Origin of the sequence: Lentzea miocenica, from assembly GCF_033949945.1 — a bacterium.
In the GTDB taxonomy this organism is placed as follows: Bacteria; Actinomycetota; Actinomycetes; order Mycobacteriales; family Pseudonocardiaceae; genus Lentzea; species Lentzea miocenica.
Genome location: NZ_JAXAVW010000029.1, coordinates 22,733 through 39,088 on the forward strand (window position 1 = coordinate 22,733; position 16,356 = coordinate 39,088).

Consider the following 16,356-nt stretch of genomic DNA (forward strand, 5'->3'; position numbering starts at 1 on the left):
AAAGCACCAACTTCACGCTGGAGAGGTGGCGCTGATCTCATCTGAGGCGATAGACCGATCGGATGCGAAGAATGAAAGGTGGTTATGGCTCCGCGCTCGGATTCGGCGGCGGAGTCGGCGTGACCACGTTCACCGGTGCCTGGCCGATGGTCGCTCTCGTCCTGCTCGCGGCGGTCGTCGTGATCATCTCCCTGCGCACGACCATCTTCGGCGCCGGGCTGGCCGCACTGCAGTGCTGGGGCCTCTACGCGACCTTCCTGGTCGGTGTTCGTGGCGATCTGACGGTCGACGAACACACGACCTGGGTGCTCGCGTTGCTGGTGCAGCTCGCCGTGCTGGCGTTCGTGGCCAGCACGGCGATCCGCCTCATCGCCCTTGTGACGGGTACGGCAACAAGGCCATCTCCCGTGCGTTTTTGACAGCCGTGGCGACCTGACGCTGCTGTTGCGGCGTCAGTCCGGTCACCCGGCGGGACCGGATCTTGCCCCGGTCCGAGATGAACTTGCGCAGCAGCGTGACGTCCTTCCAGTCGACGACCGTCACGCCCTCCTTCGCGAGCAGGTTCACCCTGCGCTTGAGCGGCCTCTTCTCGCGCATCACCAGCTCGCCTTCGACACGCCGGGAAGCTCGCCGCGGTGGGCCATCTCCCGCAGCCGGATGCGCGACAACCCGAACGCCCGGTTGTAGGCGCGCGGCCGTCCGTCCACGACGTCCCGGTTCCGCAACCGGGTCGGCGACGCGTCGCGCGGCAGCTTCTGCAGGCCCCGCAACGCTTCTTCGCGCGTCTCCGGATGGCGCAGCATCTCCTTGAGTCGCGCACGTCGTTCCGCGTAACGCGCAACGACCTCCCGCCGCCGCAGGTCCGCGGCGATCTTCGACTTCTTCGCCACGTCAGCGCTCCTCTTTGAACTCGACGTGCTTGCGCGCCACGGGGTCGTACTTGCGCAGCACCAGCCGGTTCGGGTCGTTGCGGCGGTTCTTGCGGGTCACGTAGGTGAACCCGGTGCCGGCGGTCGACCTCATCTTGATGATCGGCCGGATGTCGGTGCTCTTGGCCATCAGACCTTCACCCCCTGGGCGCGCAGCCGGGCCACGACGGCCTCGATGCCGAGCTTGTCGACGGTCTTGATGCCCTTGGCCGACAGCGTCAGCGTGACGTTCCTGTTCAGCGACGGCACCCAGTACCGCTTGCTCTGGACGTTCGGGTTCCACCTGCGCCGCGTCTTGCGCTGCGAGTGCGAGACGCGGTTGCCGAAGCCCGGTTCGCGGCCGGTCAGCTGGCAGTGCATGCCCACCAGGCACCTCCTAGAAGTCGAACACAGATTGAAACGACATTCGTTTTCAACTAGGGTACCTCAACATGGAAACCGTTGTCGTTATGGTGGCGGGGCTGGTGGACCACGACGTCGCTGTGCGGGTGTGGCGGGACCGGCCCGGTTCGGTGCTCGTGCGGCACGTAGCTGCGGAAACGTGCGTGCGGCGGTGGGTCGACGGCATCGCGACCGACGTCGAACTGCTGCACGGCTGCATGTCCTGCACCGTGCGGGAGGACCTGCGCGAGCTGCTCGGGACGTTCGCCGGTCACACGGTCGTGCTGCACCTGGACCCGCTGCTGGAACCGGACGCGGTGCGCCGCAACCTCGGCATCGACGTCGAATGCGTGATCACCGTCCTCGACGCGTCGACCTGGCTGGACGACGCCCTGGGCGACGCCTCGATGGTCAGCGATCAACGCACGGTGGCGCAGGTCGTCGTCGCGCAGGCCGAGGCCGCGGATGTGCTGGTGCTGCAAGGAGATGCGGACGAACGCACGCTCGCCGTGCTCGACCGGCTGGCTCCAGGCGCACACCGCTGCACGCCCGACGCGATCGTGGTGCGCAAGAGCACGCGGCCTCGGTTGGTGCCTTTGACGCCCGAATGCGGTGTCTCGACAGCGGTTTTCACGGCCGACCGGCCGTTCCACCCCGCGCGCCTGAACGAGGCGCTCGACTCGTTGCTCGACGGAACGGTCGTGCGCTCGCGCGGCCGGCTGTGGGTCGCGGACGAGCCGGACGTCGCACTGCACCTGGAATCCGCGGGTTGCGGGATGCACGTCGCCGAGGGCGGGCCGCGCGGGGACAGGACCACTCAGATCGTGGCGATCACCTTGGGCGAGCCGGACGACATCACCGCGGCGTTCACAGGCGCGCTGCTCACCGACGACGAACTGTCCTTCGTGGACTCGATCCGAAAGCTGGCGATATGAAGCCCGGAATCCACCCCGACTACCACCCGGTCGTCTTCCAGGACGCGTCCACCGGCAAGACGTTCCTGACCCGCTCGACGGCCACGTCGAGCCGGACCGTCGAGTGGGAGGACGGCAACTCCTACCCGCTGCTGGTCGTCGACATCACCGCCGACTCGCACCCGTTCTGGACCGGCACGCAACGACTCGTGGACACCGCGGGCCGGGTCGAGAAGTTCAACCGCCGCTACGGAAAGCGAGAGCGCTGATGGCCGTTCCCAAGCGCAAGACATCCCGCTCGAACACACGTCACCGGCGCTCGCAGTGGAAGGCCACGGCGCCGGACCTCGTGCGCGTCAGGACGTTGGACGGCAAGGAGCTTCTCGTTCCGCGCCGGCTCGTGGCCGCCTACAAGCGCGGGCTCATCTAGGCCGGGTGCTGGACCGTTCCGTCCGGTGAGTCGCGCCACTGGTCGAAGGGGCGGTCCAGCCTCCACCCGGAGCCGTCGTGGTCGAGCACGCGGTTCTCGCAGGTGTCCACGTTGGACAGCGACTCGAACAGATCGATGCTCCACCCGAACAACCTGCGGCACAGCAACCTGATCGTCAGACCGTGCGACACCACCAGCACGGTCTTGGGATGCGTCTCGTCCTTGTGCATCCGGACTTCCAGCCCGTCGAGGAACGCCGCCACCCGGTCGTCCACGTCCGCGCCGGACTCGCCGTTGGGCAGCCGGAAGAAGAAGTGCCCGAACGCGTGCCGCTGGTGCTTGAGCACCTCCTGCTGCACCGGGTCCTGGAGGTTGCCCCAGTCCTGCTCGCGCACCCGCGGTTCGGTGACGATCCGCTCCGCCTCGATGCCGAGCAGGTCGAACGTCCTGTGCGTGCGCTGGTACGGCGAGACGTAGGCCGCGACCGGGCCGTCGCCGACCAGGCCCTTGATCGTCGGGCCGGCGGCGCGCGCCTGGTCCTCGCCGGTGGCGGTGAGCGGGAGGGCGTGGTCGGGGATGCGGCAGTAGGCGAGCTCGTCGACGTTGCCGAGACTCTGTCCGTGGCGCAGCAGGATGATCCGCACCTCACCATCGTGCCTCAGCCCCGCGGGTGCTCCGGGCGTTACAGTGCTCGGCGAGTCGAGGAGGACGGTGTCACATGATCAAGTACATCGCGCTGTACAAGAAGCCCGCGGACCCCGAGGGCTTCGACCAGAAGTACTTCGAAACGCACCTGCCGATCGTCGGCTCGGTGCCGGGACTCGTGCGCGCCGAGGTCGCCAAGGTGCAGCGGGTGTTCCTGGCCGGGTTCCTGGGTGAGACCGAGCCGCACCTGATCGCGGAGATGTACTTCGACTCCGAGGAGTCGTTCAAGGCGGCCATCCAGACGCCGGAGTGGGCCACGTCCGGCGCGAACCTCGCCGAGATCGGTGGGATGGAGCTGGTCGCGATGTTCAGCGCCGAGGTCGTGTCGTGAAGGCTGTCGTCATCGGCGGCGGCACGATGGGCGCGGGCATCGTCCACGTCCTGCTCGCGCACGGTCACGAGGTCACGCTGTCGGAAGCCGACGCCGAGCGCGTCGAACAGGGCAGGCTCGCCGTCAAGCGCTCGCTCGACAAGGCGCGGGAGAAGGGCAAGCTCGCCGACGCGGAAGCGGCGTTCGCGAACCTCAGCACCGGTGAGCTGCCCGCGGACGCGGAGCTCGTGGTCGAGGCCGTGCCGGAGAACGTGCCGCTGAAGCAGAAGGTGCTCGGTTTCGCGGCCGAACGGTGCCCGCGGGCGATCCTCGCGTCCAACACGTCGTCGCTGTCGATCGCGGAGATCGCCGCCGGGCTGCCCGGCGAACGCGTGCTGGGCATGCACTTCTTCAACCCCGTCCCGGTGCAGCAGCTCGTCGAGCTCGTGCACCACGAGGGTGTCGACCCCGCGAACGTGACCAAGGCGCGAACCTGGGCCGAACAAATGGGTAAAACCGTCATCGAAGTGCGCGACTCGCCGGGCTTCGCCACGTCTCGGCTGGGCGTCGCCGTTGGCATGGAAGCGATTCGCATGCTGGAGGAAGGCGTCGCCTCCGCCGCGGACATCGACACCGGCATGAAGCTGGGTTACCGCTGGCCGATGGGCCCGCTGGAGCTCACCGACCTGGTCGGACTCGACGTCCGGCTGGCGATCGCCGAGCACCTGGCCGCGCAACTGGGTTCCCGGTTCGATCCCCCGCAGTTGTTGCGGGACAAGGTCGAACGCAATGAGCTGGGAAAGAAGACAGGTCAGGGCTTCTTTTCCTGGTAGATAGTTGTCCGTGCACATCAGGGAGTACACCGAGGACGACCTCGACGCGGTGTTCCGGCTCCGCAGGCTCGCGTTCAACTCGACCGAGCGGCCGGAACGGCTGGTGAAGCCGGGTTCGCGCGGACTGGTCGCGGAGCTCGGCGGACGGGTCGCCGGCGTGCTCGGCATCGGTGAGTACGCGCAGTTCTACGGCGGCGCCGCGGTCCCGATGGGCGGGATCGGCGGCGTCGCCGTCGACGGAGCCACGCGAGGCCGTGGCGTCGCCGGCGCGCTGCTCGACGCCGCCCTGCCCATCATGCGGGAACACGGTCAGCCCCTGTCGGTCCTCTACGCGACCGTTCCGACCCTGTACCGGGGAAGGGGATGGGAACGCGCCGGCCTGCTCGAACAGGTCGAGGTGCCGATGGACAGGTTGCTCTCAGCGCAGCGGCCCACCGAGCTGATACCTTCGCGCCCGGCGGATGGGAGCGATCTCACCGCGCTGCACGACTGCTATCTCGAGGTGGCGCGGACGATCGACGGCATGGCCGACCGCCGCCCGCCGAGGATCGACCTCGACAAGGTGCTCGAGATGGACCTGGTGAGCGTGCTGCCCGGCCCGAACGGCCTGCGCGGGTACCTGACGGCGCAACGCGAGCCCGGCGGGGACATGGGCCGGCTCAAGGTCCACGACCTCATCGGCGTCGACGTCGAGGCCCAGCTGAACCTCCTCGCCTCGCTGGCGTCCTGGGCGGGCACGCTCGAAGCGATCGACCTGCGGATCACCGACCCGGCGACGCTGAACTTCCTCGGCGCCACCCCGCTGCGCTACTCGGTGTGGACCTCCACCTGGATGCTGCGCGTCGTCGACCTGCCCGCCGCGGTGGCCGCCAGAGGCTGGCCGCGCCTGGCGAACGCCGCCGTGGACCTGGAGATCGTCGACGACCACGCGCCGTGGCACGCGGGCCTTCAGCGGATCGTCGCCGAGGACGGCGTCGTGCGTGTAGAGCCCGGCGGTACCGGTGCGGTGCGGATGCACGCACGGGCGCTCGGTCCGTGGTTCTCCGGCGCACAGAACACGCATGCCTTGCGGCGCGCCGGTTTGCTGGAAGGCGACCCGGCGGACGCGGTGGTGCTGGACCAGCTCGTCGGCGCGTCCGGCGTCCCCAGGCTGGCGGACTTCTTCTGATGACCGACGTCTACCACGAGGTCATGCGCACGATCTGGGACCACAACCTGCACTTCGGTCTCTGGACCTCCGTCGAGGACGAATCTCCCAACCGCGTCGCCGCCGAACGCATGACGGCCCTGCACATCGACAAGCTCGGCGCCCGCCACGGCTGGCGCGTGCTCGACCTGGGCCGCCGCGTCGGCACGTCCGCGTTCCGGCTGGCCGAGGCCTCGCACGCGGACATCGTGTCGGTGTCACCCTGCGTCGAACACGTCGAACGCGCCAACACCCGCGCCGAGGCCCTGTTCGTCGACGACCAGGTCCGCTTCGTGCACGGTGATCCGCACGCGCTGCCGTTCGCCGACGACACGTTCGACGCGGCGTGGGCCGTGGAAACGTTGCCGCACTTGGGGGACAGGGTCAGCGTCCTGCGGGAGCTGGCGCGGGTGGTCAAGCGGCCGGGCGTTGTGGTGGTGTCGGACTTCGTGCAACGCAGGCCGGTGCCGCAGAGTCTGCTGGACGAGCTGGAACCGATCCTGACCACTTACGACATCGAGGAGCTGCCGACGTTCGGCGGCTACCCGAAGTTGTTGGCGTCGGCCGGTTTGCGCGTCGTCGAGCTGCTGGACCTGAGCACCGAGACCCGCAAGACCGTGCCGCGCATGCAGGACGGTGCCCGGCGGCACTACGACGCTCTCGTTGCGGCGCATGGAGATGAGGCACGGCAGTATCTCGACCGGATCCTGTCACCGTTGGCGATACAACCTTCGTTGGGCTATTTGCTGGCCGTCGCGCGCGTGTCAACTACTCCGCTCTGAAAAAACTGAGTCCAATCTTCTGGAGCGTTGTTTGCGTTCCTCGTCCACGGCTGGCTGCGCGTGTGCGGGCCGCATCTACCGATGGCTGTTCACACAGCTTTCGGATCGGGCACGTTGACGTGTACCCACACCGACCGTGCCCGGTTTCGGACGTTCACGGCGGCGACGACGTCGGCGGGTCCAGCAAGACCGCACCGGCGACAGCAGAATTGATCTCTGGTAGGACGGTTCCTGCGTTCGGTGTGCCGGCACCGCGGGCACATCTGGCTTGTGTAGTGCGCATCGATGAGCAGCACTGGTACACCGACGCGTTTCGCCTTGTAGCGAATATGTTGTTCGAGTTGGTGGAACGGCCAGGTGGTGAGTGTGGCTCGCTGGTGCCGGGAAACCGTGACCCGGTCACGGATACCGCCCAAGTCTTCGAGGGCGATACCGCGACCGGTGCGTTCGGCAACAGCCACAACCTGCTTGGCGACTCGATGGTTCACTTGTGCCGCATGCCGGGCCTCACGTTTGGAGCGGCGCTTCAACCGGCGCCGTGACGACTTTGTCCGCTTTGCCTGCAGTTCGGCTCGTATTCGAGCATGCCATCGCCGATAGCGCTGCAGGCGACGCCCTTGGAAGTTGTCCAGGTCGCTGGTGGTCGCCACGTTCACGATGCCCCGATCGACGCCGATCCAGTCGACGGGCTCGATCTCGGGTTTCTCGCTGATATCGCAAGTAGCGATGAGGAACCACTTGCCGTTCCGGTGCACCAGGTCAGACTCGCCACACCGATGCGTACGCAACGTCGTGAGCTGATTTGCCGAACCTGTGAACCTCAGGTTCTTCATCCGGCCCGCAACGGTCCAGATCGACACAGTGCCCACGTCGTGTTGCCATGACAAGCAGCGATCATCGAACGGCTGCGCCGCGTCGTACCGGAACCCGATCGGTTTCGACTCCGCTTTCACCCGACGCTTGGCGCCCATCGGGCCGAGGTTGCCGCTCCGGATGGTGGCCTGCAACGTGGCGTAGGCATCCGCGACTTTCTTGATCACGTGCTGGGCGGCCTGCGCGCCCAAGCCGCGCGCTTTCAACGCGAGGTATGTGGGCTTGCGCAGCGCGTACTCACGAAACACGCCCGTCTCGAACGCCACTCGCGACACGTCGGCGGCAGCGTCATTGCACGCGTGCAGAGTCGACCGCAACGCTGCCGCCTGCTCGGCAGTCGGCAGCAGCTTGACCTGCACGACGAGCCTCATCCGCGCAACTTTACCGAACGCCCGTTCGAGGCGGTGTCCGGATTTGGACACGTCAGATCCCGACTTTCAGTCTTCCTGCGACAGCTTGGCGAATTCGTCCGGACCGCCTCGCCACGTAAGAATGAACGTGTGGTTGGGGACCAGGACGAGGTAAGGCATGCCTACGGCGACAACATGGGTTGGCGCCTGAAGGGCTATGCGAAGCGGCGCAGCGGCCCACCGGTCAGCGTGCGGGAGGTCTCCCGTGCGCAGTTCCTGGCGATCCGGCCGCTCTTCGACGCCGAGGACAACCCGTGGCTCGTCGACATGCACGAGGTCGGCGGAGAGATCCGGCCGCGCGTCGAACAGGTGCTCGGCGCGCTGGACCCCGAGCAGGACTACTACGTCACCGGATACCAGCTGGACTGGGACAAGGACCCGGTGCAGGTCGCCCGTGACCTGCTGGACGTCCGGTTCCCGCTGGCGACGGCGGCGTTCCTCGGCGGCAGCGTGGCCGCCGGCACGTACACGGCGAACTCGGACCTGGACATGGTCGTGATCGTCGACGACCTGGCCCACGCGTTCCGCGAGACGCTGGAGCACCGCGGCTGGCCGGTCGAGCTGTTCTGCCACACGATCGAGTCGTTTCAGGACTTCGTCGTGCGTGACACAAAGGACCGGCGACCTCCGTTGCTGCACATGTGCGCGGAGGGGTTCCTCATGCTCGACGCGGACGGCACGGGTGCACGCATGAGGGCTGAGGCGCGCGCTCTGCTGGACGCCGGCCCTCCACTCGCGAACGTCACCGAGCTGGAAGACCGCCGGTACGGGACCACCGACCTGCTCGAAGACCTCATCGGGGCACGGGACGAGGACGAGCGGTTGTTCGTCGCGGCACGGCTGCTGACCTGCGTGGGAGAGCTGGCGCTGGTCGTGGAGAACCGGTGGCTCGGGCACGGCAAGTGGTTGTTGCGGCGGCTGCGCGACGCCAAGGAGGACGAGCTCGTGGACTCCTACCGCGCGCTGGTGCGGGGCGAGGGCGCTGAGCGGTTCATCGCGGTCGTGGAGCACGTTCTGGCGTCCGCGGGCGGGCGGCTGGAGGCCGGTTACCGCCGGGCAGCGCCACCGCGCTGACCAGGTAGTGCCGTGACCGCCAACCTTCACCGCGTCTTCCGGCGCTCAGCAGGGCACCTCGCGGCACCGGCCCCGCGCCCCCATATGACCGATATGGGGACGCGGGGCCGGCACCACGATGCACCCGTCTGAACGACGAAATACGGGGCAAAGGTTGGCGGTCACGGCACTATTCTCTCCGTTCGTGCTGCTCATCGTCCTGGAGCTGATCGGGATCGCCGTGTTCGCCGCCTCCGGGGCGGTGGCCGCGGTCCGTGCTCGCCTCGACGTGTTCGGGGTGACGATCCTGGCGCTCACCACGGCGTTGGGCGGCGGCATCATCCGCGACGTGCTGCTGGGCGTGCACCCGCCGACCAGCCTGCGGAACTGGCCGTACCTGCTGGTCGCCGGCGGCACGGGGCTGATCGTCTTCTGGTTCCACCCGCAGGTCGCCAAGCTGCGTCGCTCGGTGTTGCTGCTGGACGCCGTGGGGCTGGGTCTGTTCGTCACGTCGGGCACCACCACCGCGCTGGCTCTCGGTGCGACGCCTTACGCGGCGTGCCTGATCGGGATGACGACGGGTATCGGTGGTGGCGCGCTCCGCGATCTCCTCCTCCGAGAGATCCCGTTGGTCCTGAGGAGAGAGATCTACGCCGTTGCCGCGCTCGCCGGTGCGGTGGTCGTGGCGGTGGGTGAGTGGGCCAGGTTGCCGAAAGGCCTGGTCGCGCTGACTGGTGCGTCAATAATCATCACCATCAGGCTTATTGCCCTCTGGCGGAAGTGGAACGCGCCTGTCGCGCGTGGCCTCGAGGGCTAACGCCGAACTCACACCCGCAGTTAGGGCCCTTCTCAGGCGGCTCTCAGATCCCTCGGCAAGACTGCCCCCATGCGCATCCTCGTTGTCGATGACGACCGGGCGGTCAGGGAGTCACTCCGCCGCTCGCTCCAGTTCAACGGCTACCAGGTCGAGACTGCCGGCGACGGCATGCAGGCCCTGGAGTCGGTGACTGCCGCCAGGCCGGACGCCATGGTGCTCGACGTGATGATGCCGCGGCTGGACGGTCTCGAGGTGTGCCGCAGGTTGCGCAGCACCGGTGACGACCTGCCGATCCTCGTGCTCACCGCGCGTGACGCCGTGAGCGACCGGGTGTCCGGGCTGGACGCCGGTGCCGACGACTACCTCCCCAAGCCGTTCGCGCTGGAAGAGTTGCTGGCCAGGCTGCGCGCTCTGCTGCGCCGTGCCGCCCACGACGACGACGCCGCCCAGCAGTCCGCCGCCGTGCTCAAGTTCGCCGACCTGGAGCTGGACCCGTCCACCAGGGACGTCCGCCGCGGCGAACGCGCCATCAGCCTCACCCGCACCGAGTTCGCGCTGCTCGAGCTCCTGCTGGCGCACCCGCGCCAGGTGCTGACTCGCAGCCGCATTCTGGAGGACGTGTGGGGATACGACTTCCCGACCTCGGGCAACGCACTCGAGGTCTACGTCGGCTACCTGCGCCGCAAGACGGAGCTGGATGGCGAGCCGAGGCTGATCCACACGGTGCGGGGGGTGGGCTACGTCCTGCGGGAGACGCCTCCGTGATCTTCGAACCCCAGGGGCGGCTGCAGAAGGCGTCGCTGCGGGCTCGGGTCACCTGGCTCGCGGCCTTCTGCGTAGCCGGAGCCGTCGCGTTGGTGTCGTTCGGCGCGTACATGATCGTTCGCAAGAGCGTGTACGACGCGCTGGACGAGAGCCTGCGTTCGCGCGCCGCCACGGTGGCGACCGGCGGCAAGGTGACCACTCCGGACGAGGTCGAGAACTTCCCGGCGGCGTTCCTCGCGGCCGGTGACGTGAAGATGGGCCTGCTGCAGGCGAACACCGGGCAGATCCTCTTCCCGAAGGGGTCCGACCGGCCGCCGACCGTCGACGAGGCCTGGGACGTCGCGCAGGGCGAGCGCCCCGACTACCTGTGGACCGACCACAAGACCGAGTCGCGGGTGATCGCCGTCAAGTACGCGCCCGGCCAGGCGGTGATCATCGCCCAGTCGATGTCGCCGCAACGGACGACCTTGGCCAAGCTCAGCGTGGTTCTGCTGCTCATCGGCGGTGCCGGCGTGCTGCTCGCGGCCATCGCGGGCACGGCTGTCGCGCGCACGGGTCTGCGTCCGGTGCAACGGCTGACAGAGGCCACCGAACGTGTCGCGAACACGGGTGACCTGACACCGATACCGGTGTCGGGCGACGACGAGCTGGCCCGGTTGACGCACAGCTTCAACGCCATGCTCGGAGCGGTCGCGGAGTCGCAGGAACGACAACGCCGCCTGGTCGCCGACGCGGGCCACGAGCTGCGCACACCGTTGACGTCGATGCGCACCAACCTGGAGTTGCTGCTCGCCTCGGAACGTCCGAATTCGCCCACTCTGTCCGAAGAGGACAAGCGGGAGATCCAGTCGGACGTGCGCGCCCAGCTCGACGAACTGACCACGCTGATCGGTGACCTGGTCGAACTGGCCCGTGAGGACGCACCTCAGGTCGTGCACGAACCCGTCGACCTGCACGAGGTGGTAGAACGGTCCCTGGACCGCGCGCGCCGACGGGCGTCGAACGTCACGTTCGACGTGCAGATGCAACCGTGGACACTTCTGGGTGATTCAAGTGCTCTCGAGCGCGCGGTGCTGAACCTTCTCGACAACGCGGTGAAGTTCAGCCCCTCGGGCTCAGCGGTGCGGCTGCACCTCCGTCAGGTGGGCGACGGCAGCGCCGTGGTGGAGGTGGCGGACGCGGGCCCAGGTATCGCGGATGCCGATCTACCTCACGTTTTCGAGCGGTTCTACCGATCGTCCGAGGCGAGGACCCTGCCGGGTTCCGGCCTGGGACTCGCCATCGTGAAGCAGGTGGCACAACGGCACGGCGGCACGGCCACGGCGGGCAGAGCTCCCGAAGGTGGTGCCCTGTTCACGTTGCGCCTACCCGGACGTCCGTAAGGTGGGGCGTGTGAGTCATCGCGTGAACGACGATTCTTCGTCGACCTGGGAGACGACGCCTCCCTCCGGGGACGGCCCTGAGCCCACGTCGCGTTTCTCGACGTCCTCTACGCCCGCTTCGTCCTACGGCTCCTCGTACGAGGACGAAGACCCGGCACCCAGGTTCTCCAAGAAGAAGGCGAAGAAGAAGCAGCCCTTCTGGAAAGAGCTGCTGGTCATCTTCAGCGTGGCGCTGCTGCTGACCGTCGTCATCCAGACGTTCGTCGCGCGCGTGTTCGTCATCCCGTCGGCCTCGATGGAGACGACGCTGCACGGCTGCACGGGCTGCGTGAACGACAAGGTGCTGGTCGAGAAGATCACGTACCTGTTCGCCGACCCGCGCCCCGGCGACGTCGTCGTGTTCCGCGGCCCGCCGAACTGGACGGGCGGCAAGGAGCCCCCGGACTTCTTCGTCGGCACGCTGCAGGACCTCGGTTCCATGGTGAACCTGTCGGAGCCCAGCGGCACGGACTTCATCAAGCGCGTCATCGCCGTCGGCGGCCAGACCGTCGAGTGCTGCGACGACCAGGGCCGCGTGCTCGTGGACGGCAAGCCGCTGGACGAGCCGTACCTGAACTTCGGCGGCGGCCCGCGCCAGCAGGACTCGTTCGAGAAGGTCACCGTCCCCGCGGGCAAGCTGTGGGTGATGGGCGACAACCGCAACAACTCGGCGGACTCGCGCAAGCACGGCGACCCGACGCCGGCCGATGGTGCGATCCCGGTCGAGAACGTCGTGGGCAAGGCTCGCGTGATCGTGATCCCGGTGGGGCGTTGGGGTTCGATCTCGGACTACAACCCGCAGACCGGCGGCAAGTAGCCGCCGCAAGTCAGACGCAGACTCGTGAGGGGGCGAGGGGCCGGGAAATCGGCACCTCGCCCCTTTCGCGTTCCGGCAACGCGCTCGGGGCAGGGGTGATGCCGCCCTTCGCCCCTTCGTTGTTCGTGGCAACGCGCTTGGGCGGGGGCGATGCCGCGATGGGTGCGCCCGAGGCCGTGCGATTGGGCGGGCGTGGCGATGCGAAGCGAGCCGTCTTTTCAATGCCGCGATGGGCGGCGGCCCCAAGGTGACCACCGCGCGATTGGGGCTTGACTTTGGGTTCGAGGCGCTACCGTGTTCGGATCGGCCGGGCTCCTCATGCCCGGCTTTTGAAGGCCGATGAGTGCCTCGAAAGGGCCCCGAAGTCAAGCCCCAATCGCATCGCGGCGTCAGCCGCGACACGTGACCACGGCCGTCATCGGTCCACGCGCCAACGAAAGCGCCCCCGACCGGCCGGCTCGGGGGCGCTTCACGTGAGGTGGCGAGGGTCAGCCCTTCGTGGCGCCCAGCGTGAGTCCGCCGACGAAGTGCCGCTGCAGCACGAAGAACACGACCAGCGTGGGCAGCGCGACGAGCAGCGATCCCGCCGCGATCAGGTTGTTGTCGGTGAAGAACGTGCCCTTGAGGTTCTGCAACGCCGAGGTGACCGGCATCTTGTCGCCGTCCTGGATCAGCACCAACGCCCACAGGAAGTCGTTGTAGATCCAGGTGAACTCCAAAGTGGCCAGCGCGGCCAGCACCGGGCGGCACAGCGGCAACGTCAGCTGCCAGTACTGCCGCAGCACCGACGCGCCGTCCACGCGGGCGGCCTCGGTCAGCTCGTACGGGATCGTCTTCATGTAGTTCGACAGCACGAACGTGCAGAAGCCGGACTGGAAGGCGATGTGGATGAGCACGACGCCGATCGGTGAGTCGATCAGCGACCCGCTCGCGCTGATCCACTCCGGGACCTCGATCAACCGGTACAGCCGCCACAACGGCGTCACGATCACCTGCTGCGGCAACAGGTTGCCCGCGGTGAAGACCATGAGCAGCAGGAGGTTGAACTTGAAGCTGAACCGGGACACGCCGAACGCGATCATCGAGCTGAGCAGCAGGGTGATGATCAGGGCCGGGACCGTGATGAGGAACGTGTTCCAGTAGAAGTGCGGCAGCTGGCCGACTTCCCACGCCTTCGCGAAGTTCTCGAGCGTCAGTGACTTCGCGACGGAGAAGTAGCCGTTGATCGACGTGTCCTCGTACGTGCGCAGCGATGCGTAGACCGCCCACAGCAGGGGCGCCAGCGTCATGAGGCACGTCAGGATCAGGAAGGTGTGCAGGGCGACCCGCGCCGGGGTCACCGTCCGCTTCTTCTCGGCCGGCACCGTAGGCCGTTCCAGCGTGGCCGTCACGTCCGGTTCTCCTTGCTGAACACCTGGTACAGGTACGGAATGATGACGCCGAGCGAGATCGTCAGCAGGATCACCGCGACCGCGGAGCCGCGGCCGATGCGCGAAGCCTCACCGATGATGTTGTCGGTCACCAGCACCGACAACAGCTCCAAACCGTTGCGCCCCTTGTTGATGACGTACACGATGTCGAACGCGCGCAGCGCCTCGATCACCGTCACGACGGCCACCACGATGTTGACCGGCTTCATGACCGGGAAGGTGACGCGGAAGAACGTCTGCGTCGCCGAGGCGCCGTCCAGTGCCGCCGCTTCCTTCAGCGCCGGGTCGACCGACTTCAGGCCCGCCAAGTACAGCAGCATGATGTAGCCGGTGTGCCGCCACGCCGCCGCGATGAGCACGGCGTAGAGGTTGATGTCCGAGTCGCCGATCCAGTCGACCGGGTTGTCGTTGAGGCCCAGCACCGAGTTCAGCAGGCCGCCGTCCGGCGTGTAGATCAGCTGCCAGATGAAGCCGACCAGCGCGAGCGACAGCACCATCGGCATGTACAGCGCGCTCTGGTAGATCCGGCTGAACCTGATCTCGCGGTCGAGCAGCACGGCGAGCAGCAGACCCGCCGCCGTGGGCACGATGAGCAGGAACGCCAGCCAGATCAGGTTGTGCTGCACCGCCGGCCAGAACCGCGGGTACTCGGTGAAGATCTCGACGTAGTTCCCGACACCGATCCACTCGATGTCCTCGAAGCCGCCGATGCCGTTCCACCTGCTGAACGACAACGCGACCGAGCCCAGCGTCGGGATCCACACGAACAACACGTGCACGATCGTGGGAATGCCGAGCATGAGCGCCAGCACGAGCTTGTCCGTGCCGGCGAGGGCGGTGGCACGTTTTCCACGCCGACGAGGCGGCGGCCCGATGGGGGCCACCGCCTTCGGCTTCTCCTGCAATGCGGTCACTTGAAGATGTTCTTCGCCTGATCAGCCATGCCCTTGAGCACGGAGTCGATGTCGTCGGGGTTCTTGATGAACGCGATGAGGCCGTTCGTCGCCGCCTCGCTCGCGAAACCGGGGTCGGTGTCGCGGTCGAGGAACTGCGTGATGTGCTTGGCGTTCTTGATGACCTCGGCCGCCTTCTTCTGCAGGCTGTTGTAGCCGGAGGTGTCCGCCTTCTGGTTGGTCGCGACCGCGGTCGGGTCGGCCTTGAGGTAGGCGAGCTGCGGCTCGGGGCTGGCCAGGTACTCCAGCAGCTTGATCGCGCCTTCGGGGTTGGCGGGCTTCTTCGCCATCATGTAACCGTCGATCGGCGCCTCGACCGTGTCCGTGCCGTGCTCGGGGTTGATCTCCGGGAACGGGAAGAAGTCGAGGTCGTCCTTCTCCGCGTCCGGGAACTGCTGACCCACGAACGCGCCCAGCAGGTACATGCCGGACTTCTTCTGCTGCAACGTCTGCGCGGCTTCCTGCCACTCGCGGCCGAGCGCGTTCTCCTGGTGGAACGGCAGCAGCCGCTTCCAGGTGTCGAAGACGTCCTTGACCTTCTTGTCCTGCCAGTTCTCCTTGCCCGCCAGCAGGTCGACGTGGAACTGGTAGCCGTTGATGCGGAAGTTCAGCTGGTCGAACGTGCCCATGCCGGGCCAGCCCTGCTTCTGCGCGAAGGCGATCGGGATCAGGCCGTCGGCCTTCATCTTCGTCGCGAGCGCGACGAGCTCGTCGAGCGTCTTCGGGATCGCGTAGCCGCGCTCCTGCCACACGCTCTTGCGGTAGAACATGCCCCACGGGTACTGGGTGAACGGCACGAAGTACTGCTTCTTGTCCGAGCCCGTGGACGCCTGCTTGAGCGCGTCGGAGTAGTTGCCGCCGATCTTGCCCCACAGGTCGGTCAGGTCGCCGGTGAGGCCCTGGTCGGCGAAGAACCGCATGCGGTAACCCGCGAACCAGGCGAGCACGTCGTCCGGCTTGCCCTGCAGGTAGTTGTTGATCTGCTCCTGGTACTGCTCGTGCTGCTTGGTGTTGATCGTGACCGTCAGCCCGCCCGAGTTCGCCTCGAACGCCTTCACGGCGGCCGTGATCGCGTCCTTCGGCACCTGGTCGGACAGGTTGTTGCCGAACGTGACCAGCTTGGACTCGGTGCCCGAGCTCGAGCCACCGCTGCCGCACGCCGCGAGACCACCGGTCGCGGCCACACCCGCGCCGGCCAGCATGATCCGCAACAGGGTCCGCCGGTCGAGGTGAGGTAACGGAGAGGAACCAGGCGTGTACCGAACCATCATCGCTCCTACAGGTGACACTCGCTCGTGCGAACCGAACAGGACTCAAACAAAGTTGCGCACAATGTGGTCCCAGTCA

At 67.3% G+C, this 16,356-nt stretch carries 22 protein-coding genes; 13 read left to right on the forward strand and 9 right to left on the reverse strand.

Annotated elements, in window-relative coordinates; all coding sequences use genetic code 11:
* The first annotated feature begins 62 nt into the window (after positions 1-62).
* Positions 63-419, forward strand: a complete 357-nt coding sequence (locus SK803_RS31190; RefSeq protein ID WP_319969724.1) for a hypothetical protein — start codon at positions 63-65, stop codon at positions 417-419.
* On the opposite strand, the gene rpsR is transcribed toward SK803_RS31190, so the two are convergent.
* From rpsR to rpmB, 4 genes are read right to left on the reverse strand one after another with little or no spacing between them, the layout of a single operon-like run.
* On the reverse strand, positions 367-597 hold the full coding sequence (gene rpsR, locus SK803_RS31195) for a 30S ribosomal protein S18 (protein ID WP_319969725.1): 231 nt from the start codon (positions 595-597) through the stop codon (positions 367-369). The two genes, SK803_RS31190 and rpsR, sit on opposite strands and share 53 nt — an antisense overlap.
* Complete coding sequence (rpsN, locus tag SK803_RS31200) at positions 597-890, reverse strand: 30S ribosomal protein S14 (RefSeq protein ID WP_319969726.1); 294 nt, start codon at positions 888-890, stop codon at positions 597-599. Before rpsN ends, rpsR begins: the two co-directional genes overlap by 1 nt.
* A 1-nt stretch (position 891) precedes the next feature.
* A complete protein-coding gene (rpmG, locus tag SK803_RS31205; RefSeq protein WP_319969727.1) occupies positions 892-1,059 on the reverse strand; it encodes a 50S ribosomal protein L33 in 168 nt (55 codons plus the stop codon).
* A complete protein-coding gene (gene rpmB, locus SK803_RS31210; protein ID WP_406601612.1) occupies positions 1,059-1,289 on the reverse strand; it encodes a 50S ribosomal protein L28 in 231 nt (76 codons plus the stop codon). The genes rpmG and rpmB overlap by 1 nt, the downstream gene beginning before the upstream one ends.
* Before the next feature lie 71 nt (positions 1,290-1,360).
* On the opposite strand from rpmB, the gene SK803_RS31215 reads away from it, so the two are divergent.
* From SK803_RS31215 to rpmF, 3 genes are read left to right on the forward strand one after another with little or no spacing between them, the layout of a single operon-like run.
* Positions 1,361-2,245, forward strand: coding sequence for a GTP-binding protein (locus SK803_RS31215; protein ID WP_319969729.1), 885 nt, complete (start codon positions 1,361-1,363; stop codon positions 2,243-2,245).
* On the forward strand, positions 2,242-2,493 hold the full coding sequence (locus SK803_RS31220; protein WP_089949824.1) for a type B 50S ribosomal protein L31: 252 nt from the start codon (positions 2,242-2,244) through the stop codon (positions 2,491-2,493). Before SK803_RS31215 ends, SK803_RS31220 begins: the two co-directional genes overlap by 4 nt.
* Entirely contained in the window at positions 2,493-2,654 is a 162-nt protein-coding gene (rpmF, locus tag SK803_RS31225; protein WP_030481357.1) for a 50S ribosomal protein L32, read from the forward strand. The genes SK803_RS31220 and rpmF overlap by 1 nt, the downstream gene beginning before the upstream one ends.
* Here rpmF and SK803_RS31230 read toward each other — a convergent pair.
* A complete protein-coding gene (locus tag SK803_RS31230; protein ID WP_319969730.1) occupies positions 2,651-3,298 on the reverse strand; it encodes a histidine phosphatase family protein in 648 nt (215 codons plus the stop codon). The genes rpmF and SK803_RS31230 overlap by 4 nt on opposite strands.
* A gap of 74 nt (positions 3,299-3,372) precedes the next feature.
* Here SK803_RS31230 and SK803_RS31235 point away from each other — a divergent pair, with 74 nt between their 5' ends.
* From SK803_RS31235 to SK803_RS31250, 4 genes are read left to right on the forward strand one after another with little or no spacing between them, the layout of a single operon-like run.
* The gene (locus SK803_RS31235) at positions 3,373-3,690 is read left to right on the forward strand and encodes an EthD family reductase (protein WP_319969731.1); all 318 of its coding nucleotides are present in this window, start codon (positions 3,373-3,375) and stop codon (positions 3,688-3,690) included.
* Complete coding sequence (locus SK803_RS31240) at positions 3,687-4,502, forward strand: 3-hydroxyacyl-CoA dehydrogenase family protein (RefSeq protein ID WP_319969732.1); 816 nt, start codon at positions 3,687-3,689, stop codon at positions 4,500-4,502. Before SK803_RS31235 ends, SK803_RS31240 begins: the two co-directional genes overlap by 4 nt.
* Before the next feature lie 10 nt (positions 4,503-4,512).
* Entirely contained in the window at positions 4,513-5,670 is a 1,158-nt protein-coding gene (locus tag SK803_RS31245) for a GNAT family N-acetyltransferase (RefSeq protein WP_319969733.1), read from the forward strand.
* On the forward strand, positions 5,670-6,470 hold the full coding sequence (locus SK803_RS31250; protein ID WP_319969734.1) for an SAM-dependent methyltransferase: 801 nt from the start codon (positions 5,670-5,672) through the stop codon (positions 6,468-6,470). The genes SK803_RS31245 and SK803_RS31250 overlap by 1 nt, the downstream gene beginning before the upstream one ends.
* 89 nt (positions 6,471-6,559) lie before the next feature.
* Here the strand turns inward: SK803_RS31250 and SK803_RS31255 are convergent, their stop codons facing one another.
* Positions 6,560-7,714 carry an RNA-guided endonuclease InsQ/TnpB family protein gene (locus SK803_RS31255; RefSeq protein ID WP_319969735.1) on the reverse strand — a complete coding sequence of 385 codons (1,155 nt, stop codon included), beginning with the start codon at positions 7,712-7,714 and terminating at the stop codon, positions 6,560-6,562.
* Between the two features lie 174 nt (positions 7,715-7,888).
* On the opposite strand from SK803_RS31255, the gene SK803_RS31260 reads away from it, so the two are divergent.
* The 5 genes from SK803_RS31260 to lepB all read left to right on the forward strand — a co-directional run bounded on the left by SK803_RS31260 (position 7,889) and on the right by lepB (position 12,626).
* Complete coding sequence (locus SK803_RS31260; protein WP_319969736.1) at positions 7,889-8,827, forward strand: nucleotidyltransferase domain-containing protein; 939 nt, start codon at positions 7,889-7,891, stop codon at positions 8,825-8,827.
* A gap of 184 nt (positions 8,828-9,011) precedes the next feature.
* Positions 9,012-9,623 (forward strand): trimeric intracellular cation channel family protein, encoded by a 612-nt coding sequence (locus SK803_RS31265; RefSeq protein WP_319969737.1) that lies wholly within the window; start codon positions 9,012-9,014, stop codon positions 9,621-9,623.
* A gap of 69 nt (positions 9,624-9,692) precedes the next feature.
* Complete coding sequence (locus tag SK803_RS31270) at positions 9,693-10,388, forward strand: response regulator transcription factor (protein WP_319969738.1); 696 nt, start codon at positions 9,693-9,695, stop codon at positions 10,386-10,388.
* Positions 10,385-11,770 carry a HAMP domain-containing sensor histidine kinase gene (locus SK803_RS31275; protein ID WP_406601609.1) on the forward strand — a complete coding sequence of 462 codons (1,386 nt, stop codon included), beginning with the start codon at positions 10,385-10,387 and terminating at the stop codon, positions 11,768-11,770. Before SK803_RS31270 ends, SK803_RS31275 begins: the two co-directional genes overlap by 4 nt.
* 10 nt (positions 11,771-11,780) lie before the next feature.
* On the forward strand, positions 11,781-12,626 hold the full coding sequence (gene lepB / locus SK803_RS31280; RefSeq protein WP_319969739.1) for a signal peptidase I: 846 nt from the start codon (positions 11,781-11,783) through the stop codon (positions 12,624-12,626).
* Positions 12,627-13,114: 488 nt separating this feature from the next.
* Here the strand turns inward: lepB and SK803_RS31285 are convergent, their stop codons facing one another.
* The 3 genes from SK803_RS31285 to SK803_RS31295 are packed head-to-tail and all read right to left on the reverse strand — an operon-like array spanning position 13,115 to position 16,280.
* Positions 13,115-14,017, reverse strand: coding sequence for a carbohydrate ABC transporter permease (locus SK803_RS31285; protein WP_319969740.1), 903 nt, complete (start codon positions 14,015-14,017; stop codon positions 13,115-13,117).
* A complete protein-coding gene (locus SK803_RS31290; protein ID WP_319969741.1) occupies positions 14,014-14,970 on the reverse strand; it encodes a carbohydrate ABC transporter permease in 957 nt (318 codons plus the stop codon). The genes SK803_RS31285 and SK803_RS31290 overlap by 4 nt, the downstream gene beginning before the upstream one ends.
* The gene (locus SK803_RS31295) at positions 14,967-16,280 is read right to left on the reverse strand and encodes an ABC transporter substrate-binding protein (RefSeq protein WP_319969742.1); all 1,314 of its coding nucleotides are present in this window, start codon (positions 16,278-16,280) and stop codon (positions 14,967-14,969) included. Before SK803_RS31295 ends, SK803_RS31290 begins: the two co-directional genes overlap by 4 nt.
* Positions 16,281-16,356 lie beyond the last annotated feature (76 nt).

Bases quoted from the DNA above. Each gene is read 5' to 3' on its own strand.
- SK803_RS31190 (WP_319969724.1), top strand. From the start codon at position 63: ATGCGAAGAATGAAAGGTGGTTATGGCTCCGCGCTCGGATTCGGCGGC.
- rpsR (WP_319969725.1), bottom strand. From the start codon at position 597: ATGCGCGAGAAGAGGCCGCTCAAGCGCAGGGTGAACCTGCTCGCGAAG.
- rpmG (WP_319969727.1), bottom strand. From the start codon at position 1,059: ATGGCCAAGAGCACCGACATCCGGCCGATCATCAAGATGAGGTCGACC.
- rpmB (WP_406601612.1), bottom strand. From the start codon at position 1,289: ATGCACTGCCAGCTGACCGGCCGCGAACCGGGCTTCGGCAACCGCGTC.
- SK803_RS31215 (WP_319969729.1), top strand. From the start codon at position 1,361: ATGGAAACCGTTGTCGTTATGGTGGCGGGGCTGGTGGACCACGACGTC.
- SK803_RS31220 (WP_089949824.1), top strand. From the start codon at position 2,242: ATGAAGCCCGGAATCCACCCCGACTACCACCCGGTCGTCTTCCAGGAC.
- rpmF (WP_030481357.1), top strand. From the start codon at position 2,493: ATGGCCGTTCCCAAGCGCAAGACATCCCGCTCGAACACACGTCACCGG.
- SK803_RS31235 (WP_319969731.1), top strand. From the start codon at position 3,373: ATGATCAAGTACATCGCGCTGTACAAGAAGCCCGCGGACCCCGAGGGC.
- SK803_RS31250 (WP_319969734.1), top strand. From the start codon at position 5,670: ATGACCGACGTCTACCACGAGGTCATGCGCACGATCTGGGACCACAAC.
- SK803_RS31255 (WP_319969735.1), bottom strand. From the start codon at position 7,714: ATGAGGCTCGTCGTGCAGGTCAAGCTGCTGCCGACTGCCGAGCAGGCG.
- SK803_RS31260 (WP_319969736.1), top strand. From the start codon at position 7,889: ATGGGTTGGCGCCTGAAGGGCTATGCGAAGCGGCGCAGCGGCCCACCG.
- SK803_RS31270 (WP_319969738.1), top strand. From the start codon at position 9,693: ATGCGCATCCTCGTTGTCGATGACGACCGGGCGGTCAGGGAGTCACTC.
- SK803_RS31295 (WP_319969742.1), bottom strand. From the start codon at position 16,280: ATGATGGTTCGGTACACGCCTGGTTCCTCTCCGTTACCTCACCTCGAC.